Annotated in this window: 13 protein-coding genes; 4 read left to right on the forward strand and 9 right to left on the reverse strand. The window is 67.5% G+C overall.

Annotated elements, in window-relative coordinates; genetic code table 11:
* Nucleotides 1-103: 103 nt before the first annotated feature.
* Entirely contained in the window at nt 104-328 is a 225-nt protein-coding gene (locus tag A5779_RS31685; protein WP_064887905.1) for a hypothetical protein, read from the reverse strand.
* A 111-nt stretch (nt 329-439) separates the two neighbouring features.
* On the opposite strand from A5779_RS31685, the gene A5779_RS31690 reads away from it, so the two are divergent.
* The gene (locus tag A5779_RS31690; RefSeq protein WP_064887907.1) at nt 440-3157 is read left to right on the forward strand and encodes an HAD-IC family P-type ATPase; all 2718 of its coding nucleotides are present in this window, start codon (nt 440-442) and stop codon (nt 3155-3157) included.
* Between the two features lie 62 nt (nt 3158-3219).
* Here the strand turns inward: A5779_RS31690 and A5779_RS31695 are convergent, their stop codons facing one another.
* A complete protein-coding gene (locus A5779_RS31695) occupies nt 3220-5118 on the reverse strand; it encodes a DUF7159 family protein (RefSeq protein ID WP_064887909.1) in 1899 nt (632 codons plus the stop codon).
* 183 nt (nt 5119-5301) lie between these two features.
* On the opposite strand from A5779_RS31695, the gene A5779_RS31700 reads away from it, so the two are divergent.
* Nucleotides 5302-6960, forward strand: coding sequence for a DUF7937 domain-containing protein (locus A5779_RS31700; RefSeq protein ID WP_064887911.1), 1659 nt, complete (start codon nt 5302-5304; stop codon nt 6958-6960).
* On the opposite strand, the gene A5779_RS31705 is transcribed toward A5779_RS31700, so the two are convergent.
* The 3 genes from A5779_RS31705 to A5779_RS31715 all read right to left on the reverse strand — a co-directional run bounded on the left by A5779_RS31705 (nt 6957) and on the right by A5779_RS31715 (nt 11450).
* Nucleotides 6957-8624: a PE-PPE domain-containing protein gene (locus A5779_RS31705; RefSeq protein ID WP_236734945.1), complete on the reverse strand. Its 1668-nt coding sequence runs from the start codon at nt 8622-8624 to the stop codon at nt 6957-6959. The genes A5779_RS31700 and A5779_RS31705 overlap by 4 nt on opposite strands.
* Before the next feature lie 206 nt (nt 8625-8830).
* The gene (locus A5779_RS31710; RefSeq protein ID WP_236734946.1) at nt 8831-10468 is read right to left on the reverse strand and encodes a PE-PPE domain-containing protein; all 1638 of its coding nucleotides are present in this window, start codon (nt 10466-10468) and stop codon (nt 8831-8833) included.
* A gap of 268 nt (nt 10469-10736) precedes the next feature.
* A complete protein-coding gene (locus tag A5779_RS31715; RefSeq protein ID WP_055111525.1) occupies nt 10737-11450 on the reverse strand; it encodes a TetR/AcrR family transcriptional regulator in 714 nt (237 codons plus the stop codon).
* Between the two features lie 350 nt (nt 11451-11800).
* On the opposite strand from A5779_RS31715, the gene A5779_RS31720 reads away from it, so the two are divergent.
* Nucleotides 11801-12685, forward strand: a complete 885-nt coding sequence (locus tag A5779_RS31720; RefSeq protein WP_082941937.1) for a cutinase family protein — start codon at nt 11801-11803, stop codon at nt 12683-12685.
* A gap of 4 nt (nt 12686-12689) precedes the next feature.
* Here A5779_RS31720 and A5779_RS31725 read toward each other — a convergent pair whose 3' ends face one another.
* The 3 genes from A5779_RS31725 to A5779_RS31735 all read right to left on the reverse strand — a co-directional run bounded on the left by A5779_RS31725 (nt 12690) and on the right by A5779_RS31735 (nt 14706).
* Nucleotides 12690-12974, reverse strand: a complete 285-nt coding sequence (locus A5779_RS31725) for a hypothetical protein (RefSeq protein ID WP_064887919.1) — start codon at nt 12972-12974, stop codon at nt 12690-12692.
* Nucleotides 12975-12989: 15 nt separating this feature from the next.
* Nucleotides 12990-14093, reverse strand: a complete 1104-nt coding sequence (locus tag A5779_RS31730) for an inorganic phosphate transporter (protein ID WP_413784962.1) — start codon at nt 14091-14093, stop codon at nt 12990-12992.
* Nucleotides 14094-14259: 166 nt separating this feature from the next.
* Nucleotides 14260-14706: a hypothetical protein gene (locus A5779_RS31735; protein ID WP_064887922.1), complete on the reverse strand. Its 447-nt coding sequence runs from the start codon at nt 14704-14706 to the stop codon at nt 14260-14262.
* A gap of 145 nt (nt 14707-14851) precedes the next feature.
* On the opposite strand from A5779_RS31735, the gene A5779_RS31740 reads away from it, so the two are divergent.
* Nucleotides 14852-15985: a DUF7159 family protein gene (locus A5779_RS31740; RefSeq protein ID WP_064887924.1), complete on the forward strand. Its 1134-nt coding sequence runs from the start codon at nt 14852-14854 to the stop codon at nt 15983-15985.
* On the opposite strand, the gene A5779_RS31745 is transcribed toward A5779_RS31740, so the two are convergent.
* Nucleotides 15969-17915: an SNF2-related protein gene (locus A5779_RS31745; protein WP_064887926.1), complete on the reverse strand. Its 1947-nt coding sequence runs from the start codon at nt 17913-17915 to the stop codon at nt 15969-15971. The two genes, A5779_RS31740 and A5779_RS31745, sit on opposite strands and share 17 nt — an antisense overlap.
* Nucleotides 17916-18019 lie beyond the last annotated feature (104 nt).

An 18019-nucleotide genomic window follows, 5' to 3' on the forward strand; every position in this document is an offset into this window, starting at 1 on the left:
GCCTACCTCAGCCCGGCCAGACCGTGGCCCGCACCGGGTAGGCGCAACGGAGGGAAGTCACATCTGCCGTTGCCTGGCCGCATATGACCAGGCAACGGCAGACTCATGACTTGCGCCCGGCGACCAGATAGACCACGGGAACCACGCCCGAGGAGCTCAGCACGCCGAGCGCGCTGCCCCACAACCATTTCGGTCCATTGATCCGGCTCGCTTCGCGACCGGCGAGGTCACGCAGCGCCCAGGCGCGCAGCCCGGCGTCGACCGCTGCCACCGCGATCACGGCCGTCTTGGCTCTAGGAGACAGGTCGTTCCAACGCTTCTTGGCCACTGTGGCGTTCCTTTCGGATGAATGGACGTCACCCTCCAAGGTATCCGGTGCCTGCGGCCCCACAGCGAGCTACCGTTTGCGCGGCGGCGCTGCGCCGGGCACTATCCGAATATGGCGGAAACCACCGCCCCGGCACAGGATGCATTGGTCAGCGCGCTCGCGCATTCCCGCAGCGCCACTGAAGTGCTTGAGGTTCTGGGTAGTTCAGGCGACGGGCTGGATGGTGGCAGCGCGCGGGAGCGGCTGGCCGCCCACGGTCCGAACAAACTTCCCGAAAAGCGGCCCCGGCCTGCGATTCTCCGATTCTTCGCGCACTTCAACAATGTTCTGATCTACATCCTGGTCGCCGCGGGTGTGCTCAAGGCCATCCTCGGCGAATGGGTCGATTGCGCCGTCATTGTTTCCGTGGCGGTGATCAACGCCGCGGTCGGCTTCATCCAGGAAGGCCGGGCCCAACGGGCCCTCGACAGCATCCGGGGCATGTTGTCCGTTACCGCGCAGGTGCGCCGTGACGGTCACTGGCAGCAGGTTGATGCGCAGACGCTGGTGCCCGGCGACATCGTGCGCATCGCCTCGGGGGACCGCATCCCGGCTGACATGCGTCTGCTCGCGGTCGCGAACCTGAGGGTGGAGGAGTCGGCGCTGACCGGTGAGTCGCTGCCGGCCAAGAAGGATGTGGCAGAGGTGGGCCCGGACGCCGGCCTGGGCGATCGGATGTCGATGGTGTACTCGGGCACCATCGTGGCGGCGGGCTCGGCCACCGGCGTGGTGACCGCCACCGGAACCCACACGGAGATCGGCCGGATCCAGTCGCTCATCGCCGACGTGGAAACCATCGATACCCCACTGACCCGCAAGTTGGCCCGGTTCGGCCGTCAGCTGTCGGTGGGCATTCTGGGTGCGGCCGCGGTGATGCTCGTCGTCGGCAAGCTGGTGCATCAATTCACGGTGAGTGAACTGATCACGGCGGCAATCGGTTTCGCCGTAGCCGCGATCCCGGAGGGACTGCCCGCGGTCGTCACCATCACCCTCGCGCTCGGCGTGCAGCAGATGGCCCGCCGCCGGGCGATCACCCGCAAGCTCCCCGCCGTCGAAGCGCTCGGCGCGGTCAACGTCATCTGCTCGGACAAGACGGGCACGCTCACGCAGAACGAGATGACGGCCCGAACCGTTGTCACCGCGCGGCACCGGTTCGACGTCACCGGAACCGGATATCGGCCCGAAGGCGGTATCGAACTCGATGGGACACCGATCACGCCGGCCGACCATCCCGACCTGGCTGCACTGTTGACGACGATGGCCGTCTGTAACGACGCACGCCTGGACGAGTCCGACGGTCAGTGGCGGGTGGTGGGCGAACCGACCGAGGGTGCGCTGCGCACGCTCACCCAGAAGGCGCAGATCGACGACGCCGACTGGCCGCGGCTGGCCGTAGTGCCGTTCGAGTCGGCCAACAAGTTCATGGTGACCCTCAACGACACCCCGGGCGGGGAGCGCTACCTCTACGTCAAGGGTGCGCCGGACCGGTTGCTCGATCGGGCGGCCACCGAGGCCGGGTCAGCCGCAGCGCCTCTCGACCGCGCCGCATGGGAGGAGCGCATCGACGAACTCAGCGGACAGGGCCTGCGGGTACTTGCCGCCGCCCGACGGCCGGCGTCCGGATCGGACACCGTGGACATCGACGACATCGAGGGCGGACTGGAATTTCTCGGCGTCGTCGGCATCGTCGATCCGCCCCGCCCCGAGGCCATCACCGCCATCGAGACCTGCCATGCCGCCGGGATCCAGGTCACCATGATCACTGGCGACCACGCCGGCACCGCGCGGGCCATCGCGCGCGAGATGGGCATCATCAAAGTTGGCGACGCACCGCGGGTCGTCACCGGAGCCGAGCTGGAGGAGATGAGCCAGACCCGGTTGCGGCAGGTGGCCGACGAAGTCGACGTCTACGCCCGCACGAGCCCCGAACACAAGCTGCGCATCGTCAGTGCCCTGCAAGCGCAGGGCAAGGTGGTCGCAATGACCGGTGACGGCGTCAACGACGCACCGGCATTGACCCGCGCCGACATCGGGGTCGCGATGGGGATCAAAGGGACCGAGGCGACCAAGGAAGCGGCCGGGATCGTCCTGGCCGACGACAACTTCGCGACCATCGAGCGGGCAGTCGAAGAGGGTCGGCGGATCTACGACAACATCCGAAAATCGGTGTTGTTCATGCTGCCCACCAACGGTGCGCAATCGCTGATCATTCTCGTCGCGATCCTGGCCGGGTTCGCGCTGCCGTTGCAGCCGGTGCAGATCCTCTGGGTCAACATGGTCACGGCGGTGACGCTGTCGCTGGCGCTGGTGTTCGAGAAGGCCGAGGACGGCCTGATGCAACGGCCGCCCCGGACGCCGCGGCAGGCGTTGGTGAACCGGGCCGACGTCGCGATGATCTCTCTGGTGTCGGTCTTGATCGCCGGGGCGACCCTGGCCGAGTTCTTTGTGGCGCGGGCCGGCGGTTATCCGCTCGCGGTGGCGCAGACCGCCGCGGTGAACATGTTGGCCCTGGGCCAGCTGGCCTATCTGCTGAACTGCCGGTTCGTCACCTCGTCGAGCCTGCGGCCCCAGGTGTTCCGGGGTAATCCGTGGGTGTGGCGGATGGCCGGCGCGATGATCGCCCTTCAGCTGGTCTTCACCTACGCGCCGTTCATGCACACCTGGTTCCACTCGGCACCCATCACGATCCGCGGGTGGTCGGTGGCGGTTGCGTTGTCCGTCGTGATCTTCCTGACCATCGAGACGGCGAAGTGGGTGGGACGCAGATTCATGCCCGAGTGGGCGACGTAGCTACCGGCCAACCATCCCGTGCTTGCTGCCCGAGTCACGACTTATGAGCGGCGACAGAGCGGCTACGGACTGACCGGCATCGTCGTCACCGGCGAGCCGCCGGAACCGCTCCCTGAGCTGCCGCTCCCCGAGCTGCCGCTCCCGCGACCGAAGAGCCCGCCGCTGGACGAGTCACCCCCATACGACCCACCGCTGGACGACGAGCCACCGCCGTACGGGGAGTCCCCGCCGAACGGCGACTGCGGCGCAACCGTTGTCACCGGAGTCTGGTACGTGGGCTGTTCGACCGGTGCCGTGTAGGTGGGCACGGTGCGGGTCGGCACCTCGACCGGGGGCACGGTCTCCTGAGCCGACGTGTGGGTCGGCGCCACCGTGGTGGTCGGAGGCACGGTGGTGGTGGGTGGCGCTGTCGTCGTGGGCGGTGCCGTGGTTGTGGGCGGTGCCGTGGTTGTGGGCGGTGCCGTGGTGGTGGGTGGCGCCGTGGTCGTCGTCGGCGGCGCCGTGGTGGTGGTCGGGGGAGCCGTCGTTGTCGTGGGCGGTGCCGTGGTGGTCGTGGGCGGTGCGGTGGTGGTCGGCGGGGTCCACGTCGGCACCGTGGGCCATACGACCGGTGGAAGCGGGATCGGAACGGGCACCGGAATCGGGATGGGCACCGGTGCGGGTGGAGCGATCGGCGCGGGAGCGGGCTGGACCGGGGGCGCGACGGGTGGGGCTACTGGAGGAACCTGGTTGACCGGCTGGTTGCCGGTGTCCTGGCGCACCTTGGGTGCTGCCGGAGCAGCGGGTGGCGGGGTCAGCACCGAGATGGGCAGCGCCACCGGATCCGGCTCGTGCGGGACCGGCGGAAGGTAATTGCCGGGCACCGTCGCCGCCTGCTCGGTGGGCGCAGGCTGTGCGCGTACGTCGGCCGTCGGCCGGACGTTGATCGCGACCGCGGTGGCCAGCGTGGCGAAGCTCACCACGACGAAGGCCAGGGCGCTGCCCATCAGCAGCATCCGTGGCGGCGGCGGTGCGATGACGGTCGTGTAGTCGGGGTCATCCTCCTGCTCGGGGATGAACTCGTTGACCGCGTCCATCGGCATCTCGTCGGCCCACGGCTGGTCCTCGGGGTCCTGCGAGTACGCCAGATCAGGTCCGACGGCCGCGGAATCTGCGGGGGCAGGTGCCATCTGGGTGGCCTCGGCGGCAGGAGCCATCGGTGCCATCTGCGTCGCGTCCGAAGCCGGTGCCATCTGCGTGGCATCCGAAGCAGCGGGGGCCATCTGGGTGGCACCCTGTGGCACCCCGACGACGGGCGCCATCTGGGTGGACGCACTTGCCGGCGCGAGGTCGTCGACCAACTGGGCCGCACCCCGGGCGATGGCATAGCCCGCATCCGGTGCCACCTCGACCGGTGCCGTCGAACGAAGCTCTGCCGCAACAGAATCAAGATCGAGTCGCTGTCCGACCAACAGCACCCGGCTGGGGGCGTCGTCGGCGGACACCCGCTTGAGCACTGCCGCGCACGCAGCGGCGGCCCCGGCGGTGCCGATCGGGATGGTGGCCAACGTCGAGCTCGGCGCGGCATCCTCTTCGCCGACCACGGTGAGCGACACCGTGTCATCGTCGGCCACCAGCAATGCGGCGTCAGCGCCCACACTGCGGGCCAGGGCCGCGGCGGCCTCGGCTTCCGCCACCACCTCGACGTTCGGCACTCCGGCGTCGAGCACGGTCTGGCGCAGCGTGTCGGCGGCCGTTTCGTCGGGCAGGCACAGTCGGGTCGCGGCAACCTGGTTGCCCGACTCGGTCACCGCGCGGTAGGTGCCGATGATGGTCTCGGCAAGCTCCGACATCTCGGCCACGAAGTCATCGGGCAGGTCGAGCGCGTACTGATCCAGAACCTGGCCGCCGCTCGCGGGCGATCCGATCATGGCCAAGCGCGCCACACGCCCGGTGACCGCCACCCCGAGGACTACGTCCACGGTTCTTCTCCTTGCCTTGTGCATGTTGTACGAGCCCCGACGGACAAATCCAAGCTACCGCACAGCCGAGGCCCACCTAGGTGGCCGAACGACCGCGGCTGCCAGCGCTGCTTGTGCGCCGGAGCAAAAGTGAGCACGCTGGTTGGGTCCGTTGCGATGTCACTCATAGAGAGGAATCGGTACGTGAGCGACGAGCGTTACGACGCGTCCGCCACCGTCCAGGTGGCGACCACGGCCGCGCCGGCGGCGGAGCGTCCTGGGCGGGTCGGCTACGTACCGACCCGCACCAACCGGGTACGTGACGGCCTCGCCGTGGCACTGCTCGTCGTCGCGATGCTGCTCCCGTGGAACCTGGAATTCGGCTTGGGTGTGCCCGGCAGCGCCGGGTCGACGTTTGTGATGTTGGCCATCGTGACGGTGCTCGCCATCGCCGGCGCGTTGGCGCCGCACCTGGGACCGTTCCGTCTCGGCTCTCCCCGCTCCGACGTGGGGCGCACCAGCCGCATCCGGTTCGTGCTCACCGCCGCCTACCTGGTGGTGGTCATCTGTTTCGTCGGCTATCACGTGGTGCAGACCGTGCGCGGCGGCGGCACCGGGGCCGTGCCGCCGGGGGTGGGTCCGGGCATGCTGCTCGGCGTCGCGGGCGCGCTGCTGGCCGGGCAGCCACCCATCACGTCGATCACCGTCGAGGACAACAAGTTTCGGCGCTGGTATGCCATAGCGCGGGTGATCGGTTTTCTGTCGATCGCTCTGGCGACGCTGTCGGTCGCGTTCAACGTCTACTGGCGGCTGCGGTACCTGTTCGTCACCCAGGTCGAGTTCGGCGGGCACGACATCGCCGTCATCGTCACGACACTGCTCTACGGCGCGGAGGCGATGATCGCGCTCGTCATCGCCTCACGCTGGCTGACCGAGCGGACCGGCGCGGCGCGGTTGGCCACGACGGCGATCGGGGTCTCGGGCGCGGTCGCCGCCACCCTCGTGTGGCTGGCCGGCATCGGCCGCGATATCGATGCGTTTCACGGCATCGCCCAGAACACCTCGACGGCGGCGGTGGGCTACGAGGGTTACCTCGCCTGGGCCGCGGCCGCCGCGATCGTCGCGCCCACGACGCTGTACGCCGTCTTTCTGATCAGGCCGCCGACCATCGGCGCCTATCGCGGTGCCGCGCAGAAGTGCCTGACGCTGATCGCCTTCTGGGCGTTCGCGGCGGCGGCACTGCGGGTCGTCGACTTCCTGATCGCCCTGTCGCTCGACCTCCCGCGCGCGCTGTACGACACGGTCGCGATGACGGTGTTCAACCTGGTGACCGCGCTGGTTGCACGGTGGCTGCACCGCCAGCTCGACAGGGGGCTGACGTCGACGACCGTGGCCGCGGCTTTCAGCGCGGTGTTGTTCGTCTTCACTGTGGCGAACGTGGCCATCGGGGTGGCCCTGGCACCGCGTTACTCCGGTCCGGCTCCCGCGGCGATCTACGGCAACAACCTCGCGCAGCAGATCACCAGCACCTTCGATGTCGCAGTGTGCGTGTTGAGCCTGCTCGTGTTGGCGGTCATGGTGTTCACCGGGCCGTTCGCCGGCTACCTGGTGCGACGCCAAACCCGCGCGGCCAAGCCGGTGGCCCCGGAACCTCCCACGGAGGTCGTCCCGTCAAAGCCCGCCGTCGAGGAGTCCGCACCGCCGACCATCGTCCGGCAGCCCCGGGCCGCGTCGGTGCCGAGAATTGTTCGCCTGAAAGAGGATTCGACGACGGTGCTGGCTGCTCCGCCGACCACCGATCTGCAGGTGCCGACGCAGGCGCTGCGGATCCAGCGTCGTCCGCAGCGTCCGCCGCAGGGCTAACCCGCGCGGTCGCTCCTGTGCTGCGAGGGGCGATGGCGCTGAGCGGGTGGGGATTTCGGAGCCTTCTTGGCCGAGCCGATCGTTGAGCGTATCGCTGAGCGAACGGAATCCCGGTCGGAACCCTTCGCTCCCGGAACCGCCTTCAACCGTGGCGCCACACCGGTGCGTGGCGAGTCCGGTTGGGTTCTGGTGGGCCGACCGACACGGCTGGGGGCGGTGGGCTTCGGCGCAGCGACGGGACTGCCGTTGTCTCCCTTGTCTCCCTTGTCGGCCTGGTCGGTCGCAGCGGGCGCAGCGGGCGCAGCGTTGGGTGCGGCCTTGGGCGGAGTGTTGGGCGGAGTGTTGGGCGCGGCCTGGCCGGCATCACTCGGCTCAACGACCTTCTGCTGCGTCGGCGTCCTGGCACCGAGAGCTTGGAACACCTTCGCCAGCGGCCTGGTCGCGTCTGTCAATGCCGCCCCCACATCGACCACCACCTGTCGCAGCGCTTGTTCGAACGGTGAATCGCGCACCGGATCGGCCGGGTGCTCGGGCAGCGGGGTGTCCGGATCGGCGTCGGAGACGACGGGCTGGGGCAGGGTCGGAACATACTTTTCGCCGGCCAGGATCGCCAGTGACTGCTCGAACGCACCGGGCAACGCGTTCAGAGCTTCGTGGAACTTCTCTTCGGGGGCGATCCAGCTGAATTCCTTGACCCGGCTGGGGTCTGCGGTGCGGTCGTATCCCATTTCGACGAACACCCGCAGCACCGGGTCGATGGCATCGACGAAGCGTTCCGCGCCGATCAACGCGGCGGGTATGCGCAACGGCGCCAGCAGCGGAAGGTACTGGGGCAGCGTCACGTAGGTGGTGTTGCCGACCTGGGTGGTGACGGCGTTGGGGGCGTCCGGGTACTCCAGCACGTAGCCGGGGAAGGCGTGCTCAAAGACCTGCCCGGCAAGGGCGTTCGCGATGGACAGCACGTTGAAATAGGCCGGGAAATCGGCGATGCCGTCGTATTGATTCTGGTAGAACGTGGTTTTGAACGGGCTGTCCGACGGTCCCGGCCGGCCGAACGGGAAGATGTCACCCAGCACCGGCAGATCGCTCCAGGACGCGAAGCGGGCGAGGATGCCGCCGTTGGGCTGATACGGATCACCGAGCAGGATGAACTCGTAATTCTGGGCATTGGCCACATAATTCGGAATTTTGGCCATCTCGGTACGCGCGATCTCGAGGACCTGTGTGCCCTGCGATACGCCGATGATCGTCACCTTGTCGCCCGCCGGCGTCCTGGCGATGTCCTGCAGGAGGTAACCGGCACCGATCGCCTCGGACCGCTTCAAAGACTGTGTCCAGTACGGCAGGTCGGACCAACCCGGCAGATCCGAGATCACCGGGATGCTGATGCTGATCTGCGCCGGATAGGGGACCGTGCGGTACGAGTCGCCTTCGGGAACGATGCTGCCGTAGAAGAACATCGGGATGCTCAGACCGAACGCGTCGTAGGACGCCCCCACACCGAGGGTCGTTCCGGCCAGTTGCACCGCAGCACTGTAGGTAGCCGTCGGGGTGCTGACGGTGACCCCCGCCGATACCGCGACGACGACGCCGCCGGCGAACACCATCGCTCCCCACCGGCGTGCACGGCGCGGCGGCACCCCTCGTCGACCCCGACCCTTCATAGCCTGCACCTTTCCCCGATGTGGTGCTTACAGGGACCGCAAGTTACCAGCGAAAACAGCGGTCCACTGCAAGTTCGCGGCAACTTCTCGGACGGCGGTTGTGCCGTTGGTTCGGGAAATGACGGCCAAGAGTTGTTGCGGCAAACGAAGATTCGTCGACGGTGCGGGCAACACCGTCGACGAAATCCTTCAGGAGCCGGTGACGGCTAACTTGCGTGCGCGCTCGCGCGCTTTGAATTCCCTTCGCGCTGACCGTCTGCCGGGTGCACGGGCTGCTTTGCGGCGCCCCTCGCTGATCGAACCGACGCCCGGTCGGAGCGATCGGTTCCCGACACCGCGCTCGCTCCCCGCTCACGGGTCGACGTGCGGTCGGGCGTGGTGCTCGGGCCGCGCTTCCCGGAACCGTCGGCATCCGGGACCGCTCTCAGTCGTCGCTGCGCCGAATCGGTTTGGGGAGAATCTGTTCGCGCCCGCTGGTGCCGACTCAGTGGGCTGGGCTTCGGAGTGGTGTCGCTGTCGGCCTCGGCGTCGGCTTTGGCTTCGTCCTTCGCCACGGGGTCCGACTCGGCGGCCACCTCGGCCGCCACCTTGGCGGTCACCGGAGTGGCGCCGTCAGCCGGCTTGACGGTCTTCGGTGCCGTTGCCTCGCCGATGGCCTGCAGTACCTTAGCGAGTGGTCGGGTTGCATCCGACAAGGCCGCCGCCACGTCCTCCACCGAGTGGCGCACACCTTGCTCGAACGGCGAGGTGCCCACCGGGTCGATCGGATGTTGGGTCACCGGGGTTTCGGGTTCGGTGCCGGAGACGACAGGTTGCGGCAGCGTCGGGGTGTACTTCTCGCCGGCCAGGATCGCCAGTGACTGCTCGAACGCACCGGGCAACGCCTGCAGAGCTTCGTGGATCTTCTCGTCAGGGGTGATCCAGCCGAATTCCTTGACCTGGCTGGGATCTGCGGTGCGGTCATAGCCCATCTCGACGAACACCCGCAGCACCGGATCCATCGCGTCGACGAAGCGTTCCGCGCCGATCAGGGATGCGGGTATGCGCAGCGGTGCCAGCAGTGGAAGGTACTGGGGCAGCATCATGTAGGTGGTGTTGCCGACCTGGGTGGTCACGGCATTGGGGGCGTCGGGATGTTCCAGCACGTAGCCGGGAAAGACGTGCTGGAACAGGATCCCGGCGACGGCGTTGGCAACGGACAGCACGTTGAAATAGGCCGGGAAATCAGCGAAGCCGTCGTATTGGTTCTGGTAGTAGGTCGTCTTGAACGGGCTGTCCGACGGTCCTGGTCGGCCGAGGGGGAAGACATCGCCGAGCACGGGCACATCACTCCACGAGGTGAAGCGGGCCAGGATGCCGCCGTTGGGCTGGTACGGGTCGCCGATGAAGACGAACTCGTAATTGTCCGCATTGGCAACGTAATCCGGGTCTTTGGCCATCTCGGCGCGCACGATCTCAGCCACCTCGGTGCCCTGTGACATGCCGATGATCGTGACCTTGTCGTCGGCCGGTGTCTCGGCGATGTCCTGCTGGAGGTAGCCCGCTCCGATCTGTTCTGACCGTTTGAGCGAGTGCGGCCAGTACGGAATGTCGGACAGCCCGGGCAGATCGGAGATGATCGGGATGTCGAGGTTGATCTGCGCCGGGTAGGGGACGGTGTGGAACGAGTCGCCCTCGGGCACCGTGCTGCCGTAGAAGAACAGCGGGATGCTCAACCCGAATCCGTCGAACGAGGGGCCGACGCCGATCGTGGTGCCGACCAGCCGGACCGCCGCACTGTAGACGGCGGATGGAGTGCTGACGCTGACCCCGGCTGATACGGCGACGGCCACTCCGCCGGCCATCAACATCGATCCCCAACGACGTGAACCGCGCTGCCGGCGCGCACCGCGCGACGACTCCCCCCGACCCCTCATCTGTTCCCGCTTTCCTCATGGTGGTGAGCGGCCGCCCAGATGGCACGGCCGAATCTCGGGCCCGCGACCAGCGTGTCAACAGGGAAATGTGACGGGCGCCACTTCGCGTGCTGCGGGAAAGTTACCAGCGGGTAGCGAGTTGTGACAAGAGCCACTTTTTGCAACAAGAACTCTTGTTGCAATGAGGGGTGCGGTTTCAGCGGGCCGTCGCTGCGATCCCGGCGCGAACCACCGAGACGAACGTCGTCATGGTGCCGATCAGGGTGTCGATGGTCGGCGGCGAGTCGCTCGTGGTCTCTCTTTGGTGCAACCAGTCGGCCACGCTCTCGAACAAACCGCCCACGGTCGACACCGCCAGGTCGTGGTAGTCCACCGCGCCGTTCTCGGGTAGGCAGGGAAACTCGCGTTGCCGCCACAGTTCTTCGAGAAAGGCAGCGGTCCAGCGCCGATTCTCGCGGCGGGCCCGTTCGACCCGCGGCGAGATCCCGGCGCATTCACCGAATGCCACCACGGCCACTCGGGGATCGTCGACAAGTGCGTGGGCGAACGCCGACAGCAGGCGATGGACGGTTTCGTCGGGATCATCGGGGGCGTCGGCCAGTGCTGCGACCGCCTGCTCCTCGATGCGCTCTGCGATCTGGGTCAGCAGGGCCAGGTAGCAGTCCTCTTTGCTGTCGAACACCTCGTAGAACGCCTTGTTGCCGACATACGCTGCCTGGCAGATCTGCTCGATCGAGGTGTTCGGGTACCCGTCGCGGGCGATCAGCTCGAAGGCCGCCGTCAAGAGTTGTTCGCGCCGATGGGCACGACGCTGCTCGGCATCGAGTCCGCGGATCGTGCGCTGCCCGCGGGGCTTCGCAGTGGGCTCCGGCGTTTCGTGCGCACCGGGGGCCACCGGCGGTCTACCCATGGGTTGCAGTGTAGTGGCGTCACCGGCACGCAGACCTTCGATGTGGACCTTCTGATGCCCGGCTCGGGTGACCGGTAGACGATGATCGCCCGGGTTTGCCGGTGTGCCGGCGGACTGCTGGGGCTCCTGCGTCGGGCTACAGCCGAGAGTTGTTGCGGGAAAGGCAATTCGGTCGGATATGTCGGACAGGATGAGACTGAGTGGATGCCAAACGTCTTGGCTCACTTATTGAGAGTTCTCTTTGGTTCTTGAGGGAACTCTATGCTTCACATTCTCGGAGCGCGCCAACAGCGCTGCTATGCCACAGTAAATCGGTGGGAAAGTTCGGAAGTGCCGGTTTGGTTGCCGTCATGGCGGGGGCGGCTTCCGTGATGGGCAACATGGCGATGCCGTCCGCCGCTGCGGCACCGTGTCCGGATGCCGAGGTGATATTCGCCCGCGGCACGATGGAAGCGCCCGGAGTAGGCGATACCGGCGACGCATTCGTTAACTCGTTGCGCGCCAACGTCGGCGCGAAATCGGTGGATGTCTATCCCGTCGATTACCCCGCCACGACTGACTTCCCGACTGCCGTCCAGGGGATCGCCGACGCACGAGCGCGCATCATGACCACCGCCGCCACCTGCCCCGACACCAAGATGGTGCTCGGCGGGTTCTCTCAGGGCGCGGCGGTCATCGGCTTCGTGACGGCCAGTGTTGTGCCCGACGGGGTTTCAGTGGCCGACGTGCCTGCGCCGATGCCGCCCGATGTGGCGGATCATGTCTCGGCCGTGGCCTTGTTCGGCAAACCATCGCCGCGTTTCATGAAGGTGCTGAACAACCCCTCGGTGGTCGTGGGCCCGCGTTACACCGCGAAGGCCATCGACCTGTGTGTCGACAACGATCTGGTGTGCGATCCGCAGGGCAGGAGCTTCGGTATCCACACCCAGTACGCGGAAGCCGGCCTGGTGAACCAGGGGGCAGCATTCGCGGCGAGCAAGCTTCAGGACGACTGGGCGCAGGAGGCAGCTCAGCCGGTGCCGCCGGCCACGCTGGTGGGTACCGGACCGTCGCAGCCGTCGCGGGTGCAACCGGCCCAGCCCGCGCAGGCTCCTCCGCCCGCACAGCACATGGGCCCGGCCCCGCAGAACCTTCCCGGCCCGGCACCGGCGCAGAGTCCCACGGCGCCGACGCCCGCCGCACCCGGGCCGGTCGCACCGGCGCCGGCGGCACCGCCCCCGATTGCGCCGGTGTAGCCGACTAGTGGTGCGCGTTGTTGCCGAATAGGTAGACGCCGGTGTGGTGGCCGATGAAGTTGTTCGCGATGTAGAGCACTCCGACAACCACCACGACCAGCACCAACGCGAACATCACCCAGCTGAGGCCCACCAGCAGACGACGCCGAGCCGTAGTCACGGGCCCTTCGGCCACGCCCGCGATGTGCAGCCGGACGCCGATCGCGAACAGCGTGGGCACGGATGCGCCGACGGCCAGGCCGAAGAGCAGGATCTTGCTGACGGCCACGAGGTTGATCCAGTTGTACATCTGATTGCCCCGTCCCTAATTGCCTGCGGCCGTGCCGTCGACCGCGGTGAGGCTGCCCTGCCACGCGTCGTTGACGTTCTTGTGGTCGATCGGCGGTTTACGTGACTTGAGCCAGATGGGCACTGTCGCGGCGACCAGGGCCAAGAACCCGACCAGTGCCCCGGCAAAGCCGCCGATCCCGTGCACCAGGAAGTAGGTCAGCGCACCCACCAGACCGGCCGCCGGCAGGGTGATCAGCCAGGCGGTGGCCATGTTGCGGGCGACGCCCCAGCGCACCTCGGTGCGCCGGCCCAACCCGCTGCCCAAGATGGACCCGGTGGCGACGTGTGTGGTGGACAGCGAGTAGCCGAAGTGGCTGGACAGCAGGATGGTCGCCGCCGAGGAGACTTCCGCGGCCATGCCCTGGGGAGCTTCGGTGTCGACCAGGCCCTTGCCGAGGGTTCGGATGACGCGCCAGCCGCCCGACAGTGTGCCGAGGGCGATGGCGACGGCGCAGGCCACGATCACCCAGAACGGCGGCATGGTCGCGGATTCGTCGACGGCGCCGTAGGAGATCAGGGCCAGGAAGATGATGCCCATAGTCTTTTGGGCGTCATTGGTGCCGTGCGCCAGCGAGATGAGCGATGCCGAGCCGATCTGCCCGTAGCGGAACGCGGCGATCGTGCGGTCCTTGGGCAAGCCGCGGATCAAGCGGTAGACCAGCCAGCTGGCGATGCAGGCGACCACGCCGGCGATCAGCGGCGAGAGCACCGCGGGCACCATGACGGTGGAGACGACGCCGTGCCAGATCACGCCATGGCCACCGACCGCGGCGATCATCGCCCCGACGATGCCGCCGATGAGGGCGTGAGACGAGCTGGACGGGATACCGAGTAGCCAGGTGAACAGGTTCCACAGGATCGCCCCGACGAGTCCGGCGAACACCAGCTCCAGGGTCACCAGATCGGCATCGACCAGGCCCTTGGCGATCGTGGCCGCCACGGCAGTGGACAGGAAGGCGCCGACGAGGTTCAGCAATGCCGAGAGTGCTACGGCGGTACGGGGTTTGAGTGCGCCGCTGGCGATCGATGTCGCCATCGCGTTGCCGGTGTCGTGAAAGCCGTTGGTGAAGTCGAACATCAATGCGGTGAAGACGACGATGCACAGCAGCAGAAACTGTAACGACACGGTAAACAATTCTTGAACACAATCGCAACGAAAACCTAATTAACTGGCTGAGTTTTCGGTCACGTTTGGGCGCTCCAGGTAGAACCCCGGAGATTGCGGTGGCGTGGTAGCGACCCGGTCAGCGCTTCGGGATGTCGATGCCGAGGAGTTTGAGCCCCTCATTGATGTGCAAGTGGGCCTCGTCCATGGTGGCGCCCAACTTCGTCAGCCGGGTGGAACTGTTTGCCGGTGTCAATGCCTCGCACTGGTCGGCCATGCTGCGGAAGCCGTCGAAGCCTTCCCCCAGGGCGTTGTTCACCGCGACGTCGGGTCCGGGCAGGACCTTGGGTTGGACGGAGTCGACGTATTTACGCAAATCGGTGCATGCGGTGTGTAGTGCGCCGTAGTTGGTGACGGGCGCCGTCATCGCATCGCCGATCGGGCCCAGTTGAGTGCCGAGGCCAACGACCGCGTCGATGACGGCCTGCCGCCATTCATCGGTCACCGGGGCTGCGGTGGGCTTGCCTGCGACAGTGCAACCGGCGAGCACAGACGTGGCGGCCAGGAGGGCAGCGATGTACCTCATATGCAGCGAGCTTATGGGGTGCAACCGTTCCCGCGCGGCACGATGCCGCACAGGGGAGTTTGCGCGGAGATCGCCGCACCCACGTGTAAGCGCCGTCACACCGGTAACCTGGGTGACGACTGACTAGGCAGATCGGGGGATCGGTATGGATCTCGTGCTCGGCCTCGCGATGACTTCGAGAGCCGTTCGATGGGTGCTCGTCGAAGGCACGACGGGCGAGGGGCGCCCATTCGACCGTGGCGCGATCTCTCTCGACGACGCCGGCAGTTACGACCCCGACGGCCTGCTGCGCGGACTGGTGGACGACACCGAACTCGACGGCGGACACCACATTCACGCGATCGGCGTCACCTGGACGAATGACGCTGCGCCACTGGCGGGCCACATCATGCAGTCCCTCGATACCCGCGGCTACGGAAATGTTTTCGCGGTGTCGGAGATCGAGGCGGCCGGCATGCTGGCCAGCGGCATCGCCGAGATCACCGAGCACGACGACATCGCCGTCTGCATCGTCGAACCCGACGCCGCGGTGGTGGCGATCGTGACGCCCGACGACGTCAGCGCCGACCGCATCGATCGTTCGGACACGTTCGTTGCCGACATCGCCGGCCTCCTGGCCCTCACCGGACGGCCGATCAGCGCGCTGTTCATCCTGGGCTCCGACGCGCATGGTCCGATCGTCGCCGATCTGGCCGAGTCCATTCCGGCCGCGGTGATCACCGCCAACGAATCCGATCTCGCGTTCGCCCGCGGTGCGGGACTGGCCGCGGCGCTCGCGGTGAATACCGTTACCGCGCCGGTCAAAGCGGTGCACTGGACCAAGGTCGGCGCGCTGTCGTCGGTGGTCGGCGGTGCCTTGGTGACGCTCGTCGTCGCGACCTCCGCCGCGATCGGGCTGCATCTGCATCCCGGAGCAGTATCGGAGACGGCGCAGGCTTCCAGCATCCACGAGTCGGCCCCTGAGGCCGGGCCGGCACCGAAACCGGTGCAGAAGCCGGTGGACAAGGCTGCGACCAAACCGGCCCCCGCCGCCCCGCCGCCGGCTCCGGCCGCCCCGCCGCCGGCCCAAGCGGTCGAGGCCGCCAATCCGCCGGCACACCAGCCGCCCGCCCAGGTCCCGGCCGCGCCGGCACCCGCACCCGCTCCGGTCTATGTGCCGCCCGCACCGGCTCCGGTGTACAGCCCTCCGCCGTATGTGCCGCCGCCGGTGACTTATCCGCAGCCGCGGCTGCGGGACCGGATCATCGAGCGCATCCCGATCATCAACCGTTTCCACTGAACTTGGCGGTGAGCCCGGCCCTGGCCAGTCGCGCCTGCTCGGCGCGCACCACCTCGTCCTGATGCGGGGGAGGCTGGTCGGGATGCTGCGCCAGGCGGCGGATCGGTTCGTCGACCGTGCCCCTGGCCAACAGGCGGTAGACCCGCACGGAGTGCAGTTCGCTGAGCCGCTGGGTACGTCCGATCACCTGTCGTTCGGTGCGCGGCTGCCACTGAGGTTCGGCGATGATGAATACCGCCGGGGCGTTCAGCCGGCGCAGGTCCAGCTTGCCGGCACCGATGTGGGCCAGCAGGGTCGCCGGGCCGCGGTCGGTGGCGAATGCGTCGACGACGGCCTGCTGATCGGGGACTGACGCGTCGATGGCGCCGAAGATGTTGCCCGGCAACGTTTTCCGAATCACCTCGAGCACTGCGGGAAAGTGGGAGAACACCACCACCCTGGCGCCGTTGATGTGGGCCTCGTTGGTGAGTTCGACCAGTCGGTCCAGCTTGGCGCCCGGCGTCGGTGAACCGGATGGCCAGGCGCCCTGCCGGATTGCGCTGAAGTTGCCACTGGTGACGGCCTGGCGGTAGCGCTCGCGGTCAGCCCGATTGGGCCGCACCCATTCCTCGGTGGCGATCCGCGCCGGCAGCTCGTCGACCACGTCCCGGTAGTCGCGTCGTAGGTACACCCGGTCCACTGCGCGGCGGAATGCGATCGACCCGCGATCGCCCGCGTTGGGCGCCACCTTGCCCGCCACATCGGGCTGCAGGAAATCGGCGAGGTGGCGAAAACCGCCGACCCGCTGATGCATCGGCACGCCGGACAGGAACAGCACGCGGTTGTCGGAAGTCAACACGTTGCGGACGGCGCGGGCCCGGTCCGATTTGGGGTCACGCAGCAGGTGTGCCTCGTCGACGATGACCAGGCCGGGCCGCTCGGGCAGTTTGATGCGCTGCAGGGTGTCGTAGGAGACGATGGCCACGCCGCCGGAAGTCTTCCAATTCTCCAGGCGCGCATCGCGTTCGCTGCCGCGGATCTCGACCGACCGCAACACGGTGTGCTTGGCTATTTCTGCGGCCCAATGGATTCCGGTGTTGGGCTGGCAGATCACCAGGGTGTGACGCAGGTGCTGGGTGGCGGCCAGGTGCGCGGCGACGGCGAGCGCCTGCAGGGTTTTGCCGAGGCCAAGGTCGTCGCACAGCAGAACCCGCTCGCGCGCCACCGCATAGCGGGCGCCGAACTCCTGGTATCCGCGCAACTCGGTCTGCAGTAGGGAACGGTTCAGCGCGGTCTGTTCGACCTGCGCGGCCACCTCTGCCCCGACGAAACCCTGGGTGGCATCAACATCTGTTGTCCCGGAGGCGAACTCGCTGAGAAACTGGTCGATCAGGTGGGGGTCGGCACGGTAGGACGTCCACGGGTCGCCCTGGGAGCGGTGGGCCTCCTCGATCTGGTCGAGCAGCTCTGCGACTGATTCGCGCAACTGATCGGAGGCGGTGTGGCTGCGCAGGCGAGGCATCAGCCGGCGCAACTGTTTGACCGGTGCATCGGCGTGAGCGAGCGTGAGTAGCGACGTCAGTAGCTCGGTGTCTTCTTTGCGCAGCCGGGGTCGAGTGGTGGTGCGGATGTGGTCGGCCATGGCCTGCGCCGCGGCCTGGACGGATTGGGCGGCCTCGATGTCGACGCCGGGTACCTGGGTCAGCACCCGGGCCGGCACCGTGTGGATGTCGGCGACCGTCCGATACTCCGAATTGGTGAGCCCGCCGAGGCGGGCGCCGCGGGCGAGATATGGGCGCAGGTGCTCCAGTGGTGCAGCCTGCAGCGTTCGGGTCACCACCTCGTCGGTGCCCGCCTGGACACGGTCGACGATGTCGGCGCGAAGTTTGCCAATATCGGCGAGCGCCGCATCGGCATGGGGGATCAGCTCGGCGGGGTCGGCGCTGTCCATGAGAAATCATCATTGCACTGTCGGGCCGCGGCCGGGTGCACGGATTTGTCCGACCGGCCGGACTTCGCTGGCGGGCTCTGCGCGAAGTTCTCGCATCCACTCAC

Source organism: Mycolicibacterium peregrinum (assembly GCF_001665625.1).
Classification (GTDB): domain Bacteria; phylum Actinomycetota; class Actinomycetes; order Mycobacteriales; family Mycobacteriaceae; genus Mycobacterium; species Mycobacterium peregrinum_B.

Excerpts from the sequence above, each read along its gene's own strand:
- A5779_RS31730 (WP_413784962.1), bottom strand. The coding sequence starts at position 14,093 with ATGTTCGACTTCACCAACGGCTTTCACGACACCGGCAACGCGATGGCG.
- A5779_RS31705 (WP_236734945.1), bottom strand. The coding sequence starts at position 8,624 with ATGAAGGGTCGGGGTCGACGAGGGGTGCCGCCGCGCCGTGCACGCCGG.
- A5779_RS31735 (WP_064887922.1), bottom strand. The coding sequence starts at position 14,706 with ATGAGGTACATCGCTGCCCTCCTGGCCGCCACGTCTGTGCTCGCCGGT.
- A5779_RS31725 (WP_064887919.1), bottom strand. The coding sequence starts at position 12,974 with ATGTACAACTGGATCAACCTCGTGGCCGTCAGCAAGATCCTGCTCTTC.
- A5779_RS31745 (WP_064887926.1), bottom strand. The coding sequence starts at position 17,915 with ATGGACAGCGCCGACCCCGCCGAGCTGATCCCCCATGCCGATGCGGCG.
- A5779_RS31690 (WP_064887907.1), top strand. The coding sequence starts at position 440 with ATGGCGGAAACCACCGCCCCGGCACAGGATGCATTGGTCAGCGCGCTC.
- A5779_RS31710 (WP_236734946.1), bottom strand. The coding sequence starts at position 10,468 with ATGGCCGGCGGAGTGGCCGTCGCCGTATCAGCCGGGGTCAGCGTCAGC.
- A5779_RS31715 (WP_055111525.1), bottom strand. The coding sequence starts at position 11,450 with ATGGGTAGACCGCCGGTGGCCCCCGGTGCGCACGAAACGCCGGAGCCC.
- A5779_RS31720 (WP_082941937.1), top strand. The coding sequence starts at position 11,801 with ATGGCGGGGGCGGCTTCCGTGATGGGCAACATGGCGATGCCGTCCGCC.
- A5779_RS31740 (WP_064887924.1), top strand. The coding sequence starts at position 14,852 with ATGGATCTCGTGCTCGGCCTCGCGATGACTTCGAGAGCCGTTCGATGG.